Here is an 18,034-nt window from a genome sequence, read left to right on the forward strand (position 1 = left end):
ACAGCATCTTGAGGTTATTTGGATATAGATAATGAATAGAATGGGTAAACCACAGGCATAAAAAAACGCAGCCCGAAGCTGCGTTTACTTAAAAAATAAATACTACACGCTAGGATATGGCGCACGAGCTGCTTTCAACGGATAGTAACTCATTGAGATTGGCTCACCAGAGACCAAACGAATATTCGTGGCATCTTGCGGTGTAAATACGCGCCCGGTCATCACTTTTTCACCATCATTAATGAAAATTTCCAACGATGAATTATCGGCCAAAATGGTCAACGCGATGGTATCACTCTCTAGTGGCAACTCACGGATCACATCCCCTTCGCGAATTTCTGTTTGGTGACGGTCAAAGCGCAACACACCTTTTTCTGCATCCGCAACTAAACTGACGTGGTAATCGCTATTTTGCATCAATTGGAGCTCTGAACCCCATGCAAGGTTTAGGTGAAGCTCAACACTCTTCGTTCCGAGATCAATCGCCTTATTATCAACAGTAATGTTGACCTTATCACCACGTAGCTCTGCTAGCTCTTTAGCTGGGCGCTGTTTCACTTTACCGTCTTGCCAATACAGCTCACGCAACGTTGTTAATTGATGAATCCAGCCATGATCACAGCTTGGTTGATTCACCTCATCAGGTAAACCCATCCAACCGATCATCAAACGACGACCATCCGCAGCTTCCATACTTTGTGGAGCATAAAAATCGAAGCCAGCATCTAATTGCCATCCTTCAATCAGATGCAGCGCATCATCCTGATCAAGAGACATACGGAAAATGCGATTTTGATGCCCTATCGTGTGGTTAGGGTTACTGTCTTCGATACCTTGAGGACCAAAGACAATAAACTGCTCATCACCCAATTTAAACCAATCTGGGCATTCCCACATGTAGCCAAACGGCGCTAACTCATCGCCGTATAAACGGTCATATGTCCAATGAACAAGATCCTCTGAGTGGTAAACCGCTAAACGACCTTGTAGATCGGTCGTTTGTGCACCCAATAACATAAACCATTTATCATTGGCGAAAACCAGTTTTGGATCGCGAATATGTTCAGTCACACCCGGTGGCAATTCACGAATCACAGGACCATGTTTTTTGAAATTCAAGCCGTCGGCTGCGAATGCCATACATTGCGTCGTTTGACGGTCGCGCTGCTCGCCGATTCGTACGTTACCCGTATAAAACAACCATAACCCATCATCTTGGCTAACGGCATGGCCAGAGAATACACCGTGACTGTCAAACCAATCAGAAGGCGTCAATGCAATCGATTGATGGTGCCAGTTAATGAGATCTTGGCTTTTTAGATGAACCCAGTGTTTGTCTTTGTGCTCGCACGCATATGGATACCATTGATAAAACAGATGGTATTCTCCCTTGTGGTAGATAAAACCATTGGGATCGTTTACCAACCCTTGAGGAGGTGAGATATGCCACTGAGGGCGATAATGGGATTCGGTAGGCTGCAAATACGGTTCGACTTGCTCGCGTTGATGTTGAGCAATGCTCTCCCCTACGGTTTGTAACTCTTCATCCGTCACCTCTCCTCTCGCCGTGCTCAGTTGCAACTCACCGAGCACTGTTTGCGCGGTAATCGACTCGGGTAAAGGACGGACTAACTCATCATTATGAACGGCAACTATTACTTTGCCTTTTGGCGCTAAGATCCGGCGAATATTGGTTTCACCACCAGCCAATTCAATGAGGTCAATTAAAGACATAGTCTTACCTAATTTAAATTTTTGGGAACGTTTGCAAAAATATAAAAATAGCCTCTTATGCGCAAGCTTTTACACTTATTCTGACTAATAGGTTAACGTGGATGTGAGGCATGGCACATTTATAATGACAAAAAATTGCTGATAAACGTGCCACAAAGTCTATTTCAATTACGGGCAGGTTTGGCGAACAACATCTTGAAAGGTGAGTGTTACCTTACTCATCTCTTCCCCTTGACCACCAATACGATTTAACAGCATTTTTGCAGCATTTTCGCCCGCTTTATCAAAGGCATAATTGAATGTCGATAAACTTGGCGTACTGACATAAGCTAATTCATCATTCCCCACTCCCAATACTTTAACTTGAGTTCCAGCCTCAATATTGGCTTCACTTAACGCCTTTATTGCACCGACTGCTAGACGGTCGGTGGCGCAAAACAAGCCATCCAAAATAGGATGTGCTGCAATGGCTTTTTTCGCCATCTCATATCCCGATTGAATGGAGAAATCACTGCGCTCATGAAATAACAGCGTTAATTTATGTTGGTTAAGAGCTTGCACTAAACCTTCAGATCGCAGCTTATCGACCGCAATATCATCACTTTGCACACCAATAAATCCGATGTTAGAACACCCCGCTTTCACCAAGCGCTGCCCCGCCTCGTAACCTACTCGAGTATCGTCGTGGACAACACTCGGAATGTTATACATAGAACCATCTTGTCCTACGAGTACAACGGGCACCGCTGACGCTTGAATTGTCTCGATCAGGGGGGTATCCAAATGCGTGGCATAAAAAACGATACCCTCTACCCGCTTTTGGTTAAAAATTTGAATGTAATCGAGCTCTTTATCATGTAGCTGGTGCGTATTCGCCAACAAAACATGCTTACCCGCCTGTTCAAATACTGCCGTCAAACCATCAACACCTTGTGCGGTGGCATGGGATGAAACACGAGGAACAATGACACCAATGAGATTAGTTCGCTGTGACTTAAGATCCTTTGCCACTTGGTTTACGACATAACCACATTCAGAAACAGCTTTTAAGACTTTGATTTTAGTTGATTCTTTTACACCATACTCATCATTAATCACTCGTGAAACAGTCGATTTTGAAACGCCGGCCAACCGCGCCACATCATATAAACTTGCCATTCATATTCCTTGTTGTTGTATTCAGAGAATGGAGTGCCTGATGATACACTATTCTGCATAAGAACGTGATTCTACCCTTGTTTTGTTGATTAGGATGATAGTAATTGTCGATCATATTCACAGAATTAGTTTGATCGTTTTGACCGCGAGAAAAACTTCCTCAAAAATACGCCTTGCAAACGTTCCCAAAAATAGAAAAACAATAAATACTCTACTTGATGAATAACAATAACTGGGGTGTGTTATGGACTTTCCTGTCATAGCAAAACAACTACTAGAGCAACTTGGGGGCAAAGAAAACCTACAAGCTTTGGCTCACTGTGCAACTCGCTTGCGTCTGGCTCTGAAAGACGACTCCATCATTGATGAAGCTGCCATTGAAAATATTGAAGGTGTAAAAGGCCAATTTAAAGTGGCAGGCCAATACCAAATCATTTTCGGTTCGGGAACGGTCAATAAAGTACACGCAGAACTCGCTAAACTCACAGGTATGGCAGAGATGTCCACCCGTGATGTTGCAGCGGCTGGTGCTGAGAAACAAAATATCCTTCAACGCCTAGTGAAAGGCCTATCTGATATCTTTATGCCAATTATTCCAGCCATTGTAGCTGGCGGTTTATTGATGGGGCTGTATAACGTTTTTACGGCCAAAGGGCTATTTATTGATAACTTATCAATTATCGATGTCAATCCAGGCCTTGCTGACCTTGCAAGTATGCTGAACACGTTCGCTAACGCACCGTTTGTGTTCCTACCTGTTTTGTTAGCATTCTCAGCATCGAAAAAATTCGGCGGCAACCCATTCTTGGGTGCAGCACTTGGTATGTTGATGGTTCACCCTGACCTATTAAGTGGCTGGGGCTTTGGTAGTGCTGCCGTACATGGCAACATTCCAACTTGGAACATTCTTGGCTTCGAAATCCAGAAAGTCGGTTACCAAGGTTCGGTACTGCCAGTGTTGGTGAGCTGTTTTATCTTAGCTAAGGTAGAAACCACATTCCGCAAATTTACGCCATCAATGCTTGATAACCTAGTAACGCCACTATGTTCAATCTTGATTACCGGCATTATTACTTTCACGCTAGTAGGCCCTATCACTCGTGATGCAGGTTTCTTACTGGGTGACGGTTTAAGTTGGATCTACGATAACGTTGGTTTTGTCGGCGGCGGTATTATGGGCTTCTTGTACGCACCATTTGTTATTACTGGGATGCACAACAGCTTTATTGCGATTGAAACCCAACTACTAGCAGATGTTGCTCGTACTGGTGGTACGTTCATCTTCCCTATCGCGGCGATGTCTAACGTTGCTCAGGGTGCTGCGGCTCTTGCGGTTGCACTAACAACAAAAGATAAGAAGATGAAAGGTATCGCAATGCCTTCTGGTATTACCGCGCTACTAGGTATCACAGAACCAGCAATGTTCGGTGTCAACCTTAAACTACGTTACCCATTCTTTGCTGCCATCATTGGTGCAGGTGTAGCCAGTGCCTTCATTACGCTTTACCACGTAAAAGCGTTAGCGCTAGGTACTGCAGGTATTCCAGGTGTGATTTCAATCGTACCAAGCAAATTGAGCTACTATGTGATTGGTATGGCGATCGCTATCATCATCTCTTTCACTGTTACGGTTGCACTAAGCTTACGTAACAAGAAAAAAGCCGGCGTAAAAGCAGCGGCATAATATAACGAGATTGCATGCTCGTCTGTTTTTGCCCATCAGTCTACTGATGGGCATTTTTCGTCATTGGCCGAAAATCAATGAACACCTCGCGACCATGATCCGTATCCAATGTACTGTAGTGCCAATCGTATTGACGAATAATTCGATTGGTTAATTCCAATCCTAAACCGAACCCTAACGACTCATCATCTAACGTACCATCGTTGTGGTTCACAATACTCACTTTGGTTCCCTTCTGGGATATAAAGACCTTACCAGAATGGGTATGCTGATAGGCATTACGAATCAAGTTTGCAATGACAATCCGGCACAGTGTCTTAGGCAATTCATAGGTAGCTTCTTGAATATTAATTTCCACTTCTACCGATTTATCACGCAACAGATAATTCAATTCTCGGCTTACTTGGTCAACCAAGTTCGCTAAGCTTACCTTACCTAAAGGCAACTCACTTTGCTCTCGTCGATTAAGCCACAATAACGTTTCACATAAATCTGTCATCGTGATACCCGCTCGGAGAATCCGCTGCATCACCTGCTTTTGTTTTTCATGATTATCTTCATTGTGAGGCTTATCGATCAGTTTGTTCATCAACTCCGCATTGCTGCGTACCACCGCGATGGGGGTACGTAATTCATGGCTAGCATTAGCCAAAAAGCTACGTTCCCGCTTCAAAGAGACCTGTACTGATGACAAACTGCTTTTAATAATATCGGCCAAGCGATTGAGTTCATTAAAATAGAAATCTGGCCGCTCAAGCTCCAACTGCTCAGGGGTAAGATTTCTCGCCCAATCCACCAACTTTTCCTGTGGGCGCGCAATGTGACGAAACAGAAAATAGAGCCCCGCAGCAAAGAACACCAAAGCAAGGAATGCGTAAAGAATGAGATTCATATCATAACTACTGCTTTCTTCATGAAATGAATCCTTAATCGTCTGGTCGGTATCTAAACGGTCAAACACCCGCGAGATATACACGGTCTGACCATTCTCGCGATCATAACGCAACAGAAAGAAAGCTCGTGTAGGTGGATGAAACCACCCAGTGTTATCCAGTTTTTTCTGAAATTCTAAATGTTCATTTGGTCGATGAAATACACGTTTTATCTCAGGTTGAACGTCGTTCCAGCTGGTCGTTAATTGATAACCGAGCATGTATTCAGGTTTATTATTGCTGGTGTCGACGTGTTTGACTATCCCAAGCATTGAGTAACGTAAGCTAATATCCATCCCTGCGACATAATAGTTAGCCGCTAACGTTGAAAAGCTCACCACAGTAACCGTCGCGATCGCCATGACGGCACAAATAAAATAAATTTTTAAACTGCGGCTAATCTTCATAAAGCACCACTTGATTAATCATGAAGGGATTACTGTTTTAGGCAAAAACCAAACCCAGGGACAGTATGAATAAGAGGAGTCAAACCAGGCTTATCGATATGTTTACGTAAATTAAAGATATGAACTTTAAGACTGTTACTATCGGGCTGTTCATCCCCCCAAACCGCCTGAACAATTTTTTCTCGTGAGACACCCGAAGGGTATTCGCGCATTAACACCTCAAGAATTTTGAGAGCAATGGGGGACAATTTGACGTCTTCACCATTTCGACTAACTTGCCTATGAGTCAGATCAAGCTCTAACTCACCCACACGCAATTTTGATATTTGGCCACTTCTGCGTCGTGACAAGGCCTTCAAACGTACAATCAATTCTTCCGTAGCAAAAGGCTTAACTAAATAGTCATCCGCACCATGACTAAATCCTTGCAACTTATCATCTAGCGTATCGCATGCTGTTAACATTAATACTGGTGTTTCAACACCTTGAGCACGTATACGCTCACATACAGCAAGCCCTTTAATTTTAGGTAAATTGAGATCAAGCACGATCACATCGTAATTATTGCTGACAATTAAGTTATACCCGACTTGTCCGTCTGCCGCATAATCGCACTCAATGTCCTCTAAAGACATGTAGTCGATTAATGCCGTGGCGAGATCCAGATCGTCTTCGACTAAAAGGGCTTTAAACATAACAAGTTACCACTCAATTCACTGCTACCATGAGTCATGTTATCTCTGCGACTCAAACCTTAAAATGAAGTTGCCATAAAATAATATCCCTGATCATAGAACGCTTATGACAACCAAGCCAAGCCTATGATTACAAGTCTCACACTCATACAAAACAGATGAATGCGAGGTCAATTCAATGATGGGGAAGACAAGTAACGACGTTGCAGGTCATTTGAGTATAAAACGTTCGATAAAATGGGAGACAACTCTGCAGTCATTAATTCGTTCGTGTAACTATAAAAATAGCACGGTTAAACTAGGGTTAAATTGTCCGAGCCAGTGCACAAACTGAACCATAACGGGGCCACAATTGAACCATTGCTTTTCTATATAAGACGATATTAGCTACAAATGAATACCCTACCTAATAGTAAATACATTCCCGCTAAAACAACACCTTAAGATGAGTAAGGCTTAGATTCTATTCGGATGACTTAAGCAGTAATGATTGGAATTCCTGATTATTGACATTAAGTGCGCCATGAAACCAAAGATGTTTCTCATCACTCACACTCACGGTTAACTGAGGTTCGCTGTGCTTAGCGAGCTCGGGGGCAGAAAAAGGCATAAGGAGCGTTTTGTTTTCGCCTTTCTCGCTAAAGTGCATCATCAGTATGCTGTGCTTCATATCCGGATTAAAGGTCAAATTACCTTGTAATGGCACACCACTCACATGATGCCATTGCTCGGCGGTGTTCCCTATCGCATGGTAAGACGCATTAACCAGCGCCTTTTGCACTTCAGCCTGATAGCCTTGCAATGTATGTTTAATAAACTCTTGTTTTGCTTGCGCTGTTTTTACAAACTCCAGTTGTTCACTAACCGCATCATACCCTTGCTCTACCATGTGATAATTCATCTGCAAATTAGAGAGTTTACCAATAGTTTTTTGCGCGTCGAGCCTGGTGGTCAATAGGGTTTGCTCTGCTTGTGCTTTTGCTCCATATAAGGTGCCTTGCTGCGGTTGCTGCAGTGTACCGAGCTGCGTTTTTATCGTGAGATATTTAATCAGTAATGCTTGCCCTTGACGATAAGAAGGCTTGCCTAATAACGCCTTATCGGCAGGTTTTAGATAATAACAGTTGTGATTAAACAGCAGCCCTTCAAGACCACCTTGTCGCACTTTTTTGCACGAGCGAAACTGAACTAAGTCTTTTCGAGTATAAAAATCAAATTCTAGTGGATGACGGAATTCGTGAATCGACAGCGAATAAGTCAAAATATCGTGGTTACTTTCTTCGGTATAGTTTTTCTTTAACTCTTCCAATTGCTGTTTAGCGCGGCTAATCGCGTCTTGAACATCAATAAGATGTTGGCGCGCTGGGTAAACTTTCTGCTGATAGAGTGAAATCTGGTGGCGAGCTTGTGTTAATGCCTGCTCTTCAATCTCTAACTGAGCGGATAAAGATTCAATGTGTTGACTTTGGTAAGCCAACCAATCTGAATCGATCGATTGATAACGTTCTAGCCACTTAGCTTTCTGTTCTAAAGCCGCCTTTTGCAAAGTGTCATCGCTAATGTCGGTAAATTGGGTCGCCGCTAAAGTGTTTGGACTGGCGAAAGGGCTAACCGCCAATTTAACCATATTTTGAATAGATAAAATGGTGCGATAATTGGTGTTTGAAAGTTGGTATAGGTCACCACTTTTATAAGTTAACGCGTTGGTTTTTACTGCCTCGTAAACATAGTAGCTCGGTTTAACTTTTACGTCTTTATCACCGCATGCGGCTAATAGACAAGCTAACACCATAACGGAGATTAACTTTGCCCAACGAGTTACCCAACTGCTCATTACAATCCCTTTGCTCTACTGAAGCGATGTTATCGAAAGATGCTTCACCAACCGTTCACCCGCACCATCAATGTGATCGTTTTTTGGGATAAAACCGATTAGTAAAATTTTGCAAAGGCGAATACTACCTTAGCAAGAAGAAAAACTGTAGAGCATTGTGTTAAAAGAGATACTTGATGCCCAATAACAGCGCAAAACATCTTGACGAAGATAAATAAGAGCATCCTCCTCTTATTTAAACTATTCAATCATCTAGAAATGTAAACCTCGCTGTTTGAGCTCTATTTCAGCTTGCTCTGCACTATAAAACTGAATTGCATCCATGCCACACGCTTTTGAACCCGCGACATTGTGTGGCATATCATCCAGAAAAACACACTCTTGAGGTTTCAACTGATAACGCTCAAATAAGCAATGATAGATCTGCTCAGAGGGCTTCATACACCCTTCTTCCGCCGACACAATCGCACCATCAAACAGTGACCAAAAATCGTATTTATCTTTCAGATAAGCAACAATTTCATTGACGTTATCAGTAAGGGCATACACACCGTAGCCAGCGCTTTTGATTCTTTCCAATAATGCTTGTGAGCGAAATAAAGGAATCAGTGATTCTCTTACATAATAAAAAAGGCGCTCTGCGTCATCCGCACTCAAGCCAGACTGTTGCTGGTATAGCTGTTTGACTTTCTCTTCCGTTACCTGACCTTTGTTTAACGCGATCCAAAAATCTTCACGGAATAGTTTTTCGCGAAGCGCTGCTGGATCCGTATGTTCAGGAAATGCTAAGCGTGCAATTTCCACCGGTGACCAGCGAACCATTACATTACCAATATCGAAAATGACATGTTTAATGTCTGCCACATTGTGCTCCTTCCTTAGATGAGTCATTACCGGGGAATACTCCCCCTGCGATATTCAGAGTAAAACAAATAATTCACCCATAACGTGATATATACCCAATATCACCGCCCATAAAAGCGTATGATGGCTTGGTAAATAGGTGTGTTAACCTGCTGTAATTTAAAGCATACCCTTTGTAGATGTCCTAACAGGATGTTCGACGAGAGCCCTTCTTAAAGACCGACTCCCACCCAATCTTGTTTCTTACCACGAGACTTATGCCGAAAAGTCTGAACCGTACACTCTAGCAGTATTCACTGCCTTTAGAGTTTCAGGCTAGGTTACGACACGCTATTCATTCGTACAGGCCTTGTGTTGAACCATTATGGCCCTGTTTATTTATCAATTGGGGAGTAACTCTATGAGTAATAATACGGTGACTTGCATTGCAGTTTTAAGTGCTAAAACAGGTCAAGAACAAACATTAAAAACCAAACTTGATGATCTGGTCATTCAAACCCGCAAGGAACCTGGTTGTATTTCCTACGAAGCATTTGTAAGTAACGAAAGTAGTAAGCGTTTTCTTGTTCATGAAGTTTATAAAGATAAATCAGCCTTCGATCATCACTCCAGTTCCCGTTATTTGCGTGAGCTGAAATCAAAACTGAGCGAATATGCCGAAGAAGTCGACATTCGTTCTTATTAAGCGGCTATAGACTAATTATATGGCGCATTGAATGCGCCATTGCGCGACATCACTTTCCCCGGATATTTTCTTCCCTACCCCGCTTTAAAATATTAACCACAATTTAACTAACCTATCGTATAGTTAATACACTGAAAATGGGCACAACATCACTCACACACTACAGCTATATGTCCATTTTATGCGGATAAACATAAACTTGCGGATACAGACGCGAAATAAAGGTTTCAACGCACTATGAAAAAAGCCTCTACTACAGATAACAGTAGTGCACGTTACTTTGCTTGCCCTCATTGTGATTGGGTTACACACTCCCCTGTTCCTGAGGCAGGTGTTATTCGCTGCCAGCGGTGTCATCATCGCTTATCGACCCGAACGACAGACCAGACGATGGCACTGAAGTGGTATTCTCTATCGGCATTACTTTTGCTGAGCCTCTCTGTGGCGTATACCTTTATCGGTTTTTCCGCTAAAGGGATTGAACATAAAATTAACCTACTCGATACCATTACGGTCTTAATTCAATCTCACTTTCTGGTGCTGGCTATATTAATAGCTATCTTTGCGACACTGCCCGTCGTTTATTTGCTTATTGTCATTTATGTCACACAAGCGGTAGAAAAGCAGCGTCACTTCCCCGGCCTCAAAACCTGTTTACGAAGTCTCGAAGTCATCGAAAATTGGTTAATGGTCGATGTGTTTCTCGTCGGGATTCTCGTCGCATTAATAAAACTACACGGCATGGCCGAGGTAGAGATTGGCCTTTCATTCTGGCCATTTTGTGGATTTGTGGTCGTTCTGGTAAAAGTTCTTTCACTCTGCGACCGCATCTGGCTATGGGATACGTTATTCCCACCCACCGAAATCCGTCATTTAACCTCTGGGGTTGCACGCGCCCAAGGCGTATCAGTTTGTCATCATTGTGGCTGCATTAGCCATGGTTTAAGTGGCTTCTGTCCACGCTGCCATGCACGAGTTGAATCTCGTCAACCTGTACACCAACATACTACGGTTGCTTTGTTGCTAGCCTCATGTGTGCTGTTTTTCCCTGCTAACTTGTATCCCATTATGGATACCAGTTTTTTGGGAAGTGCACACCATTCAACAATTCTTGGCGGGGTAATCTTACTTTGGAGTACCGGCTCTTTCCCAATTGCGTTAGTTGTGTTTATCGCCAGTATCTTCGTGCCGATATTTAAAATATTGTTATTGAGTTGGCTCTGCTGGCAAAGCAAACACATTCAGACTCGATCAGCCAAACAATTACAACATTTTTATCTGTTTACTGAATTCATCGGCCGCTGGTCAATGATTGATATTTTCGTCGTTGCAGTACTGAGTGCATTAGTCCAATTGGGGGGATTAATGCGTATAATTCCAGGCCCAGCTATTATGGCATTTGCCGCTGTTGTTGTGTTAACTATGCTTGCTGCACAAGCGTTTGATCCTCGCGTTTTTTGGGATCAACAAGTCAAGGAGATTGCCGGTGAAAGAACCGACTCTACAACCGAATCAAACCGATAAATGGTCATTCAACCCAGTATGGATCATTCCTCTACTTGCGATTTTCGTCGCGGGCTGGATGCTATATCAAGATTGGAGTAGTCGCGGTCCAACGGTGACCATAGTGACGAATAATGCTGATGGGATAGAAGCGGGTAAAACTAAAGTCAAAGTGCACAACGTCGACGTAGGTGAAGTCTCTCAAGTGAAACTATCCAACGACTTCGAACACGCATTGATCACGATAGAAATGGAAAAAGGCACAGAAAAAATGCTGCGCCAAGATACCAAATTTTGGGTCATTAAACCTCGCGTTGGTACCGAAGGAATCAGTGGATTAGGTACGCTATTGTCGGGCTCATATATTGAAGTCGAGCCAGGTTCTAAAGGCGAGATACCGTCGCGCTATACCATGTTGAAGCAGCCGCCGCTATCCACTGCGGAAGACCAAGGATTACGCTTAAAGCTAGTCAGTAAAGACATTCCCAAAATGTCCGCGGGAACCCCCATCCATTTTCATGGCTTTGATGTCGGGCATATAGAAAGTGTTGATTTTGATACCCAAAATCAACGTATTACTTATCGTATATTTATACGGGCTCCGTTTAATTCATTGGTCAATTCATCAGTGCAATTTTGGGTTACGCCAGGTCTAGCTATCCAGAGTTCATCAAAGGGATTAGCGGTAAAAATGGACTCACTAGAAACCTTAATTACTGGTGGTATATCCTTTGGCGTGACCGCTAACGAAGATAACGGCCATGCAGTCTCTGATATGACACAATTCACGTTATATAGCTCAAAAGAACAAGCAACGGACAACCGCTATACGCAGTTTATAAACTATATGTTTTTGTTTGACGGAAATATCGGTGGATTAGAAGTCGGAGCGCCGGTTGAGTTCCGTGGTATCCGCATCGGTACTGTGACTCAAGTTCCCTATCATGGCCTGGGCTTTTCTGAGTGGAATAAAACCTTACATACCCCGTCTATTCCCGTGTTGGCACGCTTTGAGCCGCAACGTCTAACAGGCATCAGTGGTGATGATGATATGACGATTGATGACTGGAAAGCCATGTTTAAAAGCCAAGTTGAACTTGGCATCCGTGCCAGTCTATCCACTAGCAATCTGCTAACAGGTAGTAAAATAATTAGTGTTGATTATGTCGTCGATCCTAAACCTTACGCATTAACCAAGGTGGCGGGGTATCCGGTATTTCCTACAGTACCAAACGGATTAGCCAGCATCGGCCAAAAAGTATCAGCCCTGTTAGATAAATTAAACTCACTGCCATTAGATAAGACAGTTTCTTCACTCAATAGCACATTAACCAGCGCCGACAACACCTTAAAAACGTTGAACAAAGCGACGAAACAGCTGGACGACTTGCTCGCTTCAGACAGTACGAAAGCGCTACCTGACGATTTGGTATCAACCCTACGCGAACTTGAACGCACTCTGCAAGATTACCAAGAAGAAGGCAGCATCGGCGGAAAAATTAACAATAACTTAGCGACACTAGAGCGAACCTTGAACGAACTACAACCGGTAATTCGTCAGTTACAACAAAAACCAAATTCGCTTATTTTTGATACCAGTAATGCACCCGATACGATTCCAAGCAAAGGAGCCAAATAATGTTCAGTAAAAAAACACTTGTCACCTTGGCTTGCTGTGTCAGTGTATGGGGGTGTTCATCTGCTGTGCCAACAGCTAATGAATATTTAATGATGGGGCCTAGTGTTAAGTCCTTTTCGACCACCTATAACGCGACCACCGTTATCCCCAAAGTAGAAATCCCGCTCTATTTGGTAGGAACAGGAATGGTATTAGTGAGTGATAGCGGAGAAGTGACACGGGCACGCCAGCATTTATGGGCCGAACCTCTCGACAGCCAATTACAACGGATTACGCTAGCGCGATTACAGCAACGTTTACCTAGCGCCAACTGGTTAACGCCATTTGATTCTCAATCAAATATTCAGCCTCACCTGTTAATCAGTGTGGAGCGTTTTGATGCTAGCCCCAGCGGACACACCTTGATGGAAGGTCATTGGTTACTACGCAACGCACAAGGTAAGCTGCTTGAATGTGGCCGTTTTAAGCATCGTGAGCCGCTCAATAAAGAGGGATACAGTGCCATGGCTCAGTCATTGACCACAAGCTGGCTCAATGAAGTGGTCGACCCGATTGCTCAAGCGGTAAGCAGTACACCATCACATGGGGCGCTGCAAGACGCCGATTGCCAATAGTCAACACCATGCCAAGGTATTACGGTTGAGTACCTTGGCATTTTTCGACCTAGCGTCAATACTGTTTAAACAGTGTAAAACTAAGGTCATTCAGTGAAACGTATTGGGGTTTATTGGTTTACTCATGATTTACGAGTAAACGACAATCAATTGCTACATAAAGCAGCTCAAGAAGTGGACGAGCTCATTTGTGTGTATTGTGTCCCTAAGGTGGGTGCTTACCTCCAACGTTTTTCCCAGCAATCACAATTGAGTTCAGCACGGCAACATTTTCTCCACCAATCGGTTCACGACCTTGCTCTGAGTCTAAAACGTTACGACCAGACACTGCTCGTGATTGAACGCTCGCCTATCACCGTTCTTAAACACCTTATCGAAGCACATCATGTCACTCATCTTTATTGCGATCAGTTTGCCGGATATGATGAACAGCAAGTCTGCCAGCACCTAGCTCAAGATTATCCAAGCGTCAGCGTTTCCCAATTACCTAATAACACTCTGTTTGATGAAAGCCAATTGCCCTGCCAATTACACCATCTCCCGAGTACTTTTAGTCAATTTCGTCGCGAAGTCGAGTCCCTTGAAATCATGCTGCCATGCTCGCGACCGGTGCAACTACCTCCCCCTGAGCCTGTTCCATTAAGCTCTGTTCACTTGTCCTTATCCAACACAGAACACACCCTGTTTAAAGGTGGTGAACAAGCGGCTATTGCACATTGCCAACACTATTTTTCGACTCAAGCTGCATCATGTTATAAAGAAACACGTAACGCATTAGACGAGCCATTATCATCCACTAAGTTCTCCCCGTGGTTAGCACTCGGCTGCGTATCCCCCAAAACAATCATTGCCATGTTGCGCCATTACGAGCAGCAACACGGACAGAACGAATCGACCTACTGGATTCAATTTGAGCTGCTGTGGCGAGAATACTTTTACTGGTATGCCAGATGTTACCAAACGAAATTATTCCAGTTTGCAGGCATTAGTAAACACCGTCCTCTGACGAGTTTTTATGCCTCTCGTTTTCGGCAATGGCAACAAGGTCACACCCCCTATCCCATCGTTAATGCCTGTATGAAACAGTTAAATGCCACAGGTTATATGTCAAATCGAGGACGACAGTTAGTTGCAAGCTGCTTAATCCATGAACTTCAATTAGATTGGCGTTATGGCGCTGCCTATTTTGAAACTCAATTGATTGATTATGATGTGGCTTCAAACTGGGGCAATTGGCAATACCTTGCTGGTGTGGGTGCTGACCAAAGAGGTTCGCGGCAATTTAACTTAGATAAACAAACCGAAATGTACGATCCGAAGCAGAGCTTTATCAACTGCTGGCAGGGAAATACCACCACGACCTCTATTGATCATGTGGATATGGCAGATTGGCCTATTATGCCCAAGGAGAAATCATGAATAATAGCCCCCAAAATATTGTGTTAGTCGGTGGCAACGGAGGGATTGGCCTTGCCATGGTCAAACGCATTTTGAGGGTTTTTCCTTATGCTTGTATACACGCTACCTATCATCATAGGTGTCCACCATTACATTCTCCGCAGCTAACCTGGCATCAACTTGATCTCTCCAAACCCCATCAAATTGATGAATTTGGACGTTCATTCGATCACCTTGATTGGCTCATCAATTGCGCCGGGGTATTACACACTAGAGAACAAGGCCCAGAGAAAAATGTCGAATCAATCAACCCTCACTTTTTTATGCATAATATACAGCTAAACACCTTACCTACTTTGCTATTGGCCCAGTCTTTTTTTAATGCACTTAGAGCATCGCCAGCGCCCAAGCTTGCTGTACTTTCAGCGCGAGTAGGGAGTATTAGCGATAACCATCTAGGCGGTTGGTACAGCTATCGATGTTCAAAAGCTGCACTGAACATGGCGGTAAAAACGCTGGCAATAGAATGGCAACGACGACTAAAACAGGCTACTGTACTCGCTCTTCACCCTGGAACAACAGATACTCAGCTCTCAAAGCCCTTTCAAGCCAATGTTCCGACAGACAAACTGTTTCATGTTGATGAAGTTGCCACTGATTTATTGGCGTTGATTATAGCCAGTACCCCCAATGACAGTGGCTCATTTTGGGATTACTCTGGGCAAACGATCCCTTGGTAGAGATTTAGGTTATGGTTGAATTGATTATTTCTATTTAACAACACCATTAAAATCAAACGCTAGCTCGGTTTAATGGCGCACGATCACTCAAAAAATCTAAAAATCCCTTTATTTGCTGCGGCACATAACGAGACTGTACATATTGCGCAACAATATCGCCTTGATAACGTCCGCCTAACTGCCAATCCGGTAACACTTCCACCACTTTGCCATTCGCAATATGGTGTTGAATAGTAAAATCAGGAAATAATGAAATACCAAGGTGATTAAGAACGGCTTCTCGCCTTATTTCACTGTGATTAACGGTTAAGTGACCACTCACATTCACAGCAGCTTTTTCGCTATGTTTGGTAAAAGACCAAACACTGTCTTTAGGACTTTCTCCGAGACAGATGCAAGCATGTCGATTTAAATCACTGGGTACTTGCGGCATCCCATTTTGTTCAATATATCGAGAACTCGCACATAACCGCATTCGACACGGACCTAGCGACCGTGCAACCAGTCCAAGGATAGGTGTTTGCGTAATGTGAATAACGACATCCACATCATTACTCACCGGGTCAACAAAGTGGTCTTCAACCTTCATATGCACTTGAACCTGTGGATGAATACGCATGAATTCAAACACTAATGGCATCAAGACTTGCTTAGATAGTGCCTTTGGCGCAGCGACTCGCAAACTCCCGGACAAAGCTTGTTTATCTGCATAAGCCGCTGCGACTGCGAGATTGGCAGCCTGAAGCATTTCTCGACATAAAGCGAATACCGCCTCTCCCTCTGGAGTCAGCGACATTTGCCGTGTAGTCCTCTGCAATAAACTGATTTCTAATGTGTTTTCCAATCTAGAAATCGTACGACTGACTGATGATGGAGCTGTTCCCAAGTTTTCGGCCGCTTTAGAAAAGCTCCCTAACTCGACAACTTTAACGAAAGTGCCCATTTCAGACAGTAACGGCAACAGTTTATTTGTATCCATAACGCAAAAGTCCTGTGCGTGTAAGCCTATTTTTCCTTTCAAGTTACTAATCAATACTGATAGCGTCAACTCCAAGAGGAACAAACCATGGCCTTACCGACTCCAACACGTTCAATCCTTCAGCCTATACAACGTATGCCCTATATAGAAATGCTCTTGCTCTTAGTCGCGATATTTTGGGGGACCAGCTACGCTGTGACTAAACAAGGATTGAATTACACCGATGTCATGATGTTCATCGCATTACGCTTTTCCATTACCTTCATTTGTTTATTACCCGCACTGATTCGCGATATTCTCCAAGCCACTGATTGGCGCTGGGTAAACATAGTGCCAACAGGCGTCATCCTTGCCACTATCTTTTTCTGTGAGGTATATGGCGTTGCCCATACATCAGCATCAAAGGCCGCTTTTATAATCAGTCTCTGTGTTATTTTCACTGCCTTACTTGAGCCGATTATTAATCGCCAACGTGTCTCGAAAAGATTGATCGTCATGGCTTTAATATCAGTATTGGGCGTTGCATTACTGACCGGGATACAACCCTATTCAGCATTTGAACTTCAGCAAGGTGATGGATTTATTTTGCTGGCAGCGTTACTACGAGCATTGATGGTGACAACAACCAAACGTTTTTCGACCAAGCAAAGTCTTAGTAGTTTATCTATTACCGCAATTCAATCTGGTACGGTGAGCATGTTAGCCATCGTGAGTTGCTGGGTGGGCAATCATGACTTTTCTTTACCGGCAGCACCAAACTTTTGGTTTATTATTATCTATTTAGTGTTGGGCTGTACCTTATTTGCCTTTTTCATTCAAAACTACGCGATACAAAAGACCTCCCCAACAAAAGTCGCTTTGCTGATGGGCAGTGAACCTCTTTTTGGCGCTTTATTTGCTATGGCTTGGCTAAATGAAACCCTTACGATTAATCAAATCATTGGCGGGATACTTATTTTAATCAGCGTGTTAATCACGTCACGCGAGCAATCAAACCATTAGCGAATAAGAACATGTGATGATTAGCCACATAGAAACAGCAGGGATAATTACCGGGACGATTTAATCACAAATCCTTCGGTAGTCACGCAGACCCTTAAAGTGACAGCGTCACTACAAATTAAAACGTAGTCATCATTACAACCCAGCGGCTTAATCTTGTAACAAA

The 18,034-nt window shown here is 43.4% G+C and carries 15 protein-coding genes; 8 read left to right on the plus strand and 7 right to left on the minus strand.

Annotated elements, in window-relative coordinates:
* Positions 1-102 precede the first annotated feature (102 nt).
* Together I1A42_RS09705 and I1A42_RS09710 are read right to left on the minus strand one after the other, a co-directional pair.
* Positions 103-1,734 carry a glycoside hydrolase family 32 protein gene (locus tag I1A42_RS09705; protein ID WP_196123350.1) on the minus strand — a complete coding sequence of 544 codons (1,632 nt, stop codon included), beginning with the start codon at positions 1,732-1,734 and terminating at the stop codon, positions 103-105.
* Between the two features lie 168 nt (positions 1,735-1,902).
* A complete protein-coding gene (locus tag I1A42_RS09710; RefSeq protein WP_196123351.1) occupies positions 1,903-2,892 on the minus strand; it encodes a LacI family DNA-binding transcriptional regulator in 990 nt (329 codons plus the stop codon).
* 244 nt (positions 2,893-3,136) lie between these two features.
* On the opposite strand from I1A42_RS09710, the gene I1A42_RS09715 reads away from it, so the two are divergent.
* Positions 3,137-4,576: a sucrose-specific PTS transporter subunit IIBC gene (locus I1A42_RS09715; RefSeq protein ID WP_196123352.1), complete on the plus strand. Its 1,440-nt coding sequence runs from the start codon at positions 3,137-3,139 to the stop codon at positions 4,574-4,576.
* Between the two features lie 40 nt (positions 4,577-4,616).
* Here the strand turns inward: I1A42_RS09715 and I1A42_RS09720 are convergent, their stop codons facing one another.
* From I1A42_RS09720 to I1A42_RS09735, 4 genes are all read right to left on the minus strand, one after another.
* A complete protein-coding gene (locus I1A42_RS09720) occupies positions 4,617-5,915 on the minus strand; it encodes a sensor histidine kinase (protein WP_196123353.1) in 1,299 nt (432 codons plus the stop codon).
* A gap of 29 nt (positions 5,916-5,944) precedes the next feature.
* On the minus strand, positions 5,945-6,610 hold the full coding sequence (locus tag I1A42_RS09725) for a response regulator transcription factor (protein ID WP_161157777.1): 666 nt from the start codon (positions 6,608-6,610) through the stop codon (positions 5,945-5,947).
* A 463-nt stretch (positions 6,611-7,073) separates the two neighbouring features.
* Entirely contained in the window at positions 7,074-8,444 is a 1,371-nt protein-coding gene (locus I1A42_RS09730) for a hypothetical protein (RefSeq protein WP_196123354.1), read from the minus strand.
* Between the two features lie 252 nt (positions 8,445-8,696).
* Entirely contained in the window at positions 8,697-9,335 is a 639-nt protein-coding gene (locus I1A42_RS09735) for an HAD family hydrolase (RefSeq protein ID WP_161157779.1), read from the minus strand.
* A 373-nt stretch (positions 9,336-9,708) separates the two neighbouring features.
* Here I1A42_RS09735 and I1A42_RS09740 point away from each other — a divergent pair, with 373 nt between their 5' ends.
* From I1A42_RS09740 to I1A42_RS09765, 6 genes are all read left to right on the plus strand, one after another.
* Positions 9,709-9,993, plus strand: coding sequence for a putative quinol monooxygenase (locus I1A42_RS09740; protein WP_161157780.1), 285 nt, complete (start codon positions 9,709-9,711; stop codon positions 9,991-9,993).
* Positions 9,994-10,230: 237 nt separating this feature from the next.
* Entirely contained in the window at positions 10,231-11,517 is a 1,287-nt protein-coding gene (locus tag I1A42_RS09745) for a paraquat-inducible protein A (protein ID WP_196123355.1), read from the plus strand.
* Positions 11,480-13,135 carry an intermembrane transport protein PqiB gene (pqiB, locus tag I1A42_RS09750; protein WP_196123356.1) on the plus strand — a complete coding sequence of 552 codons (1,656 nt, stop codon included), beginning with the start codon at positions 11,480-11,482 and terminating at the stop codon, positions 13,133-13,135. The genes I1A42_RS09745 and pqiB overlap by 38 nt, the downstream gene beginning before the upstream one ends.
* Positions 13,135-13,749: a PqiC family protein gene (locus tag I1A42_RS09755; RefSeq protein ID WP_196123357.1), complete on the plus strand. Its 615-nt coding sequence runs from the start codon at positions 13,135-13,137 to the stop codon at positions 13,747-13,749. Before pqiB ends, I1A42_RS09755 begins: the two co-directional genes overlap by 1 nt.
* 93 nt (positions 13,750-13,842) lie before the next feature.
* Positions 13,843-15,168 carry a DASH family cryptochrome gene (locus I1A42_RS09760; protein ID WP_196123358.1) on the plus strand — a complete coding sequence of 442 codons (1,326 nt, stop codon included), beginning with the start codon at positions 13,843-13,845 and terminating at the stop codon, positions 15,166-15,168.
* Entirely contained in the window at positions 15,165-15,887 is a 723-nt protein-coding gene (locus tag I1A42_RS09765; protein WP_196123359.1) for an SDR family oxidoreductase, read from the plus strand. Before I1A42_RS09760 ends, I1A42_RS09765 begins: the two co-directional genes overlap by 4 nt.
* 52 nt (positions 15,888-15,939) lie before the next feature.
* Here I1A42_RS09765 and I1A42_RS09770 read toward each other — a convergent pair whose 3' ends face one another.
* Positions 15,940-16,866, minus strand: a complete 927-nt coding sequence (locus I1A42_RS09770; protein ID WP_161157786.1) for a LysR family transcriptional regulator — start codon at positions 16,864-16,866, stop codon at positions 15,940-15,942.
* A gap of 87 nt (positions 16,867-16,953) precedes the next feature.
* Between I1A42_RS09770 and I1A42_RS09775 the strand changes: the two genes are divergently transcribed.
* Complete coding sequence (locus I1A42_RS09775) at positions 16,954-17,868, plus strand: DMT family transporter (protein WP_161157787.1); 915 nt, start codon at positions 16,954-16,956, stop codon at positions 17,866-17,868.
* Positions 17,869-18,034 lie beyond the last annotated feature (166 nt).

Source organism: Vibrio nitrifigilis, from assembly GCF_015686695.1.
GTDB lineage: Bacteria > Pseudomonadota > Gammaproteobacteria > Enterobacterales > Vibrionaceae > Vibrio > Vibrio nitrifigilis.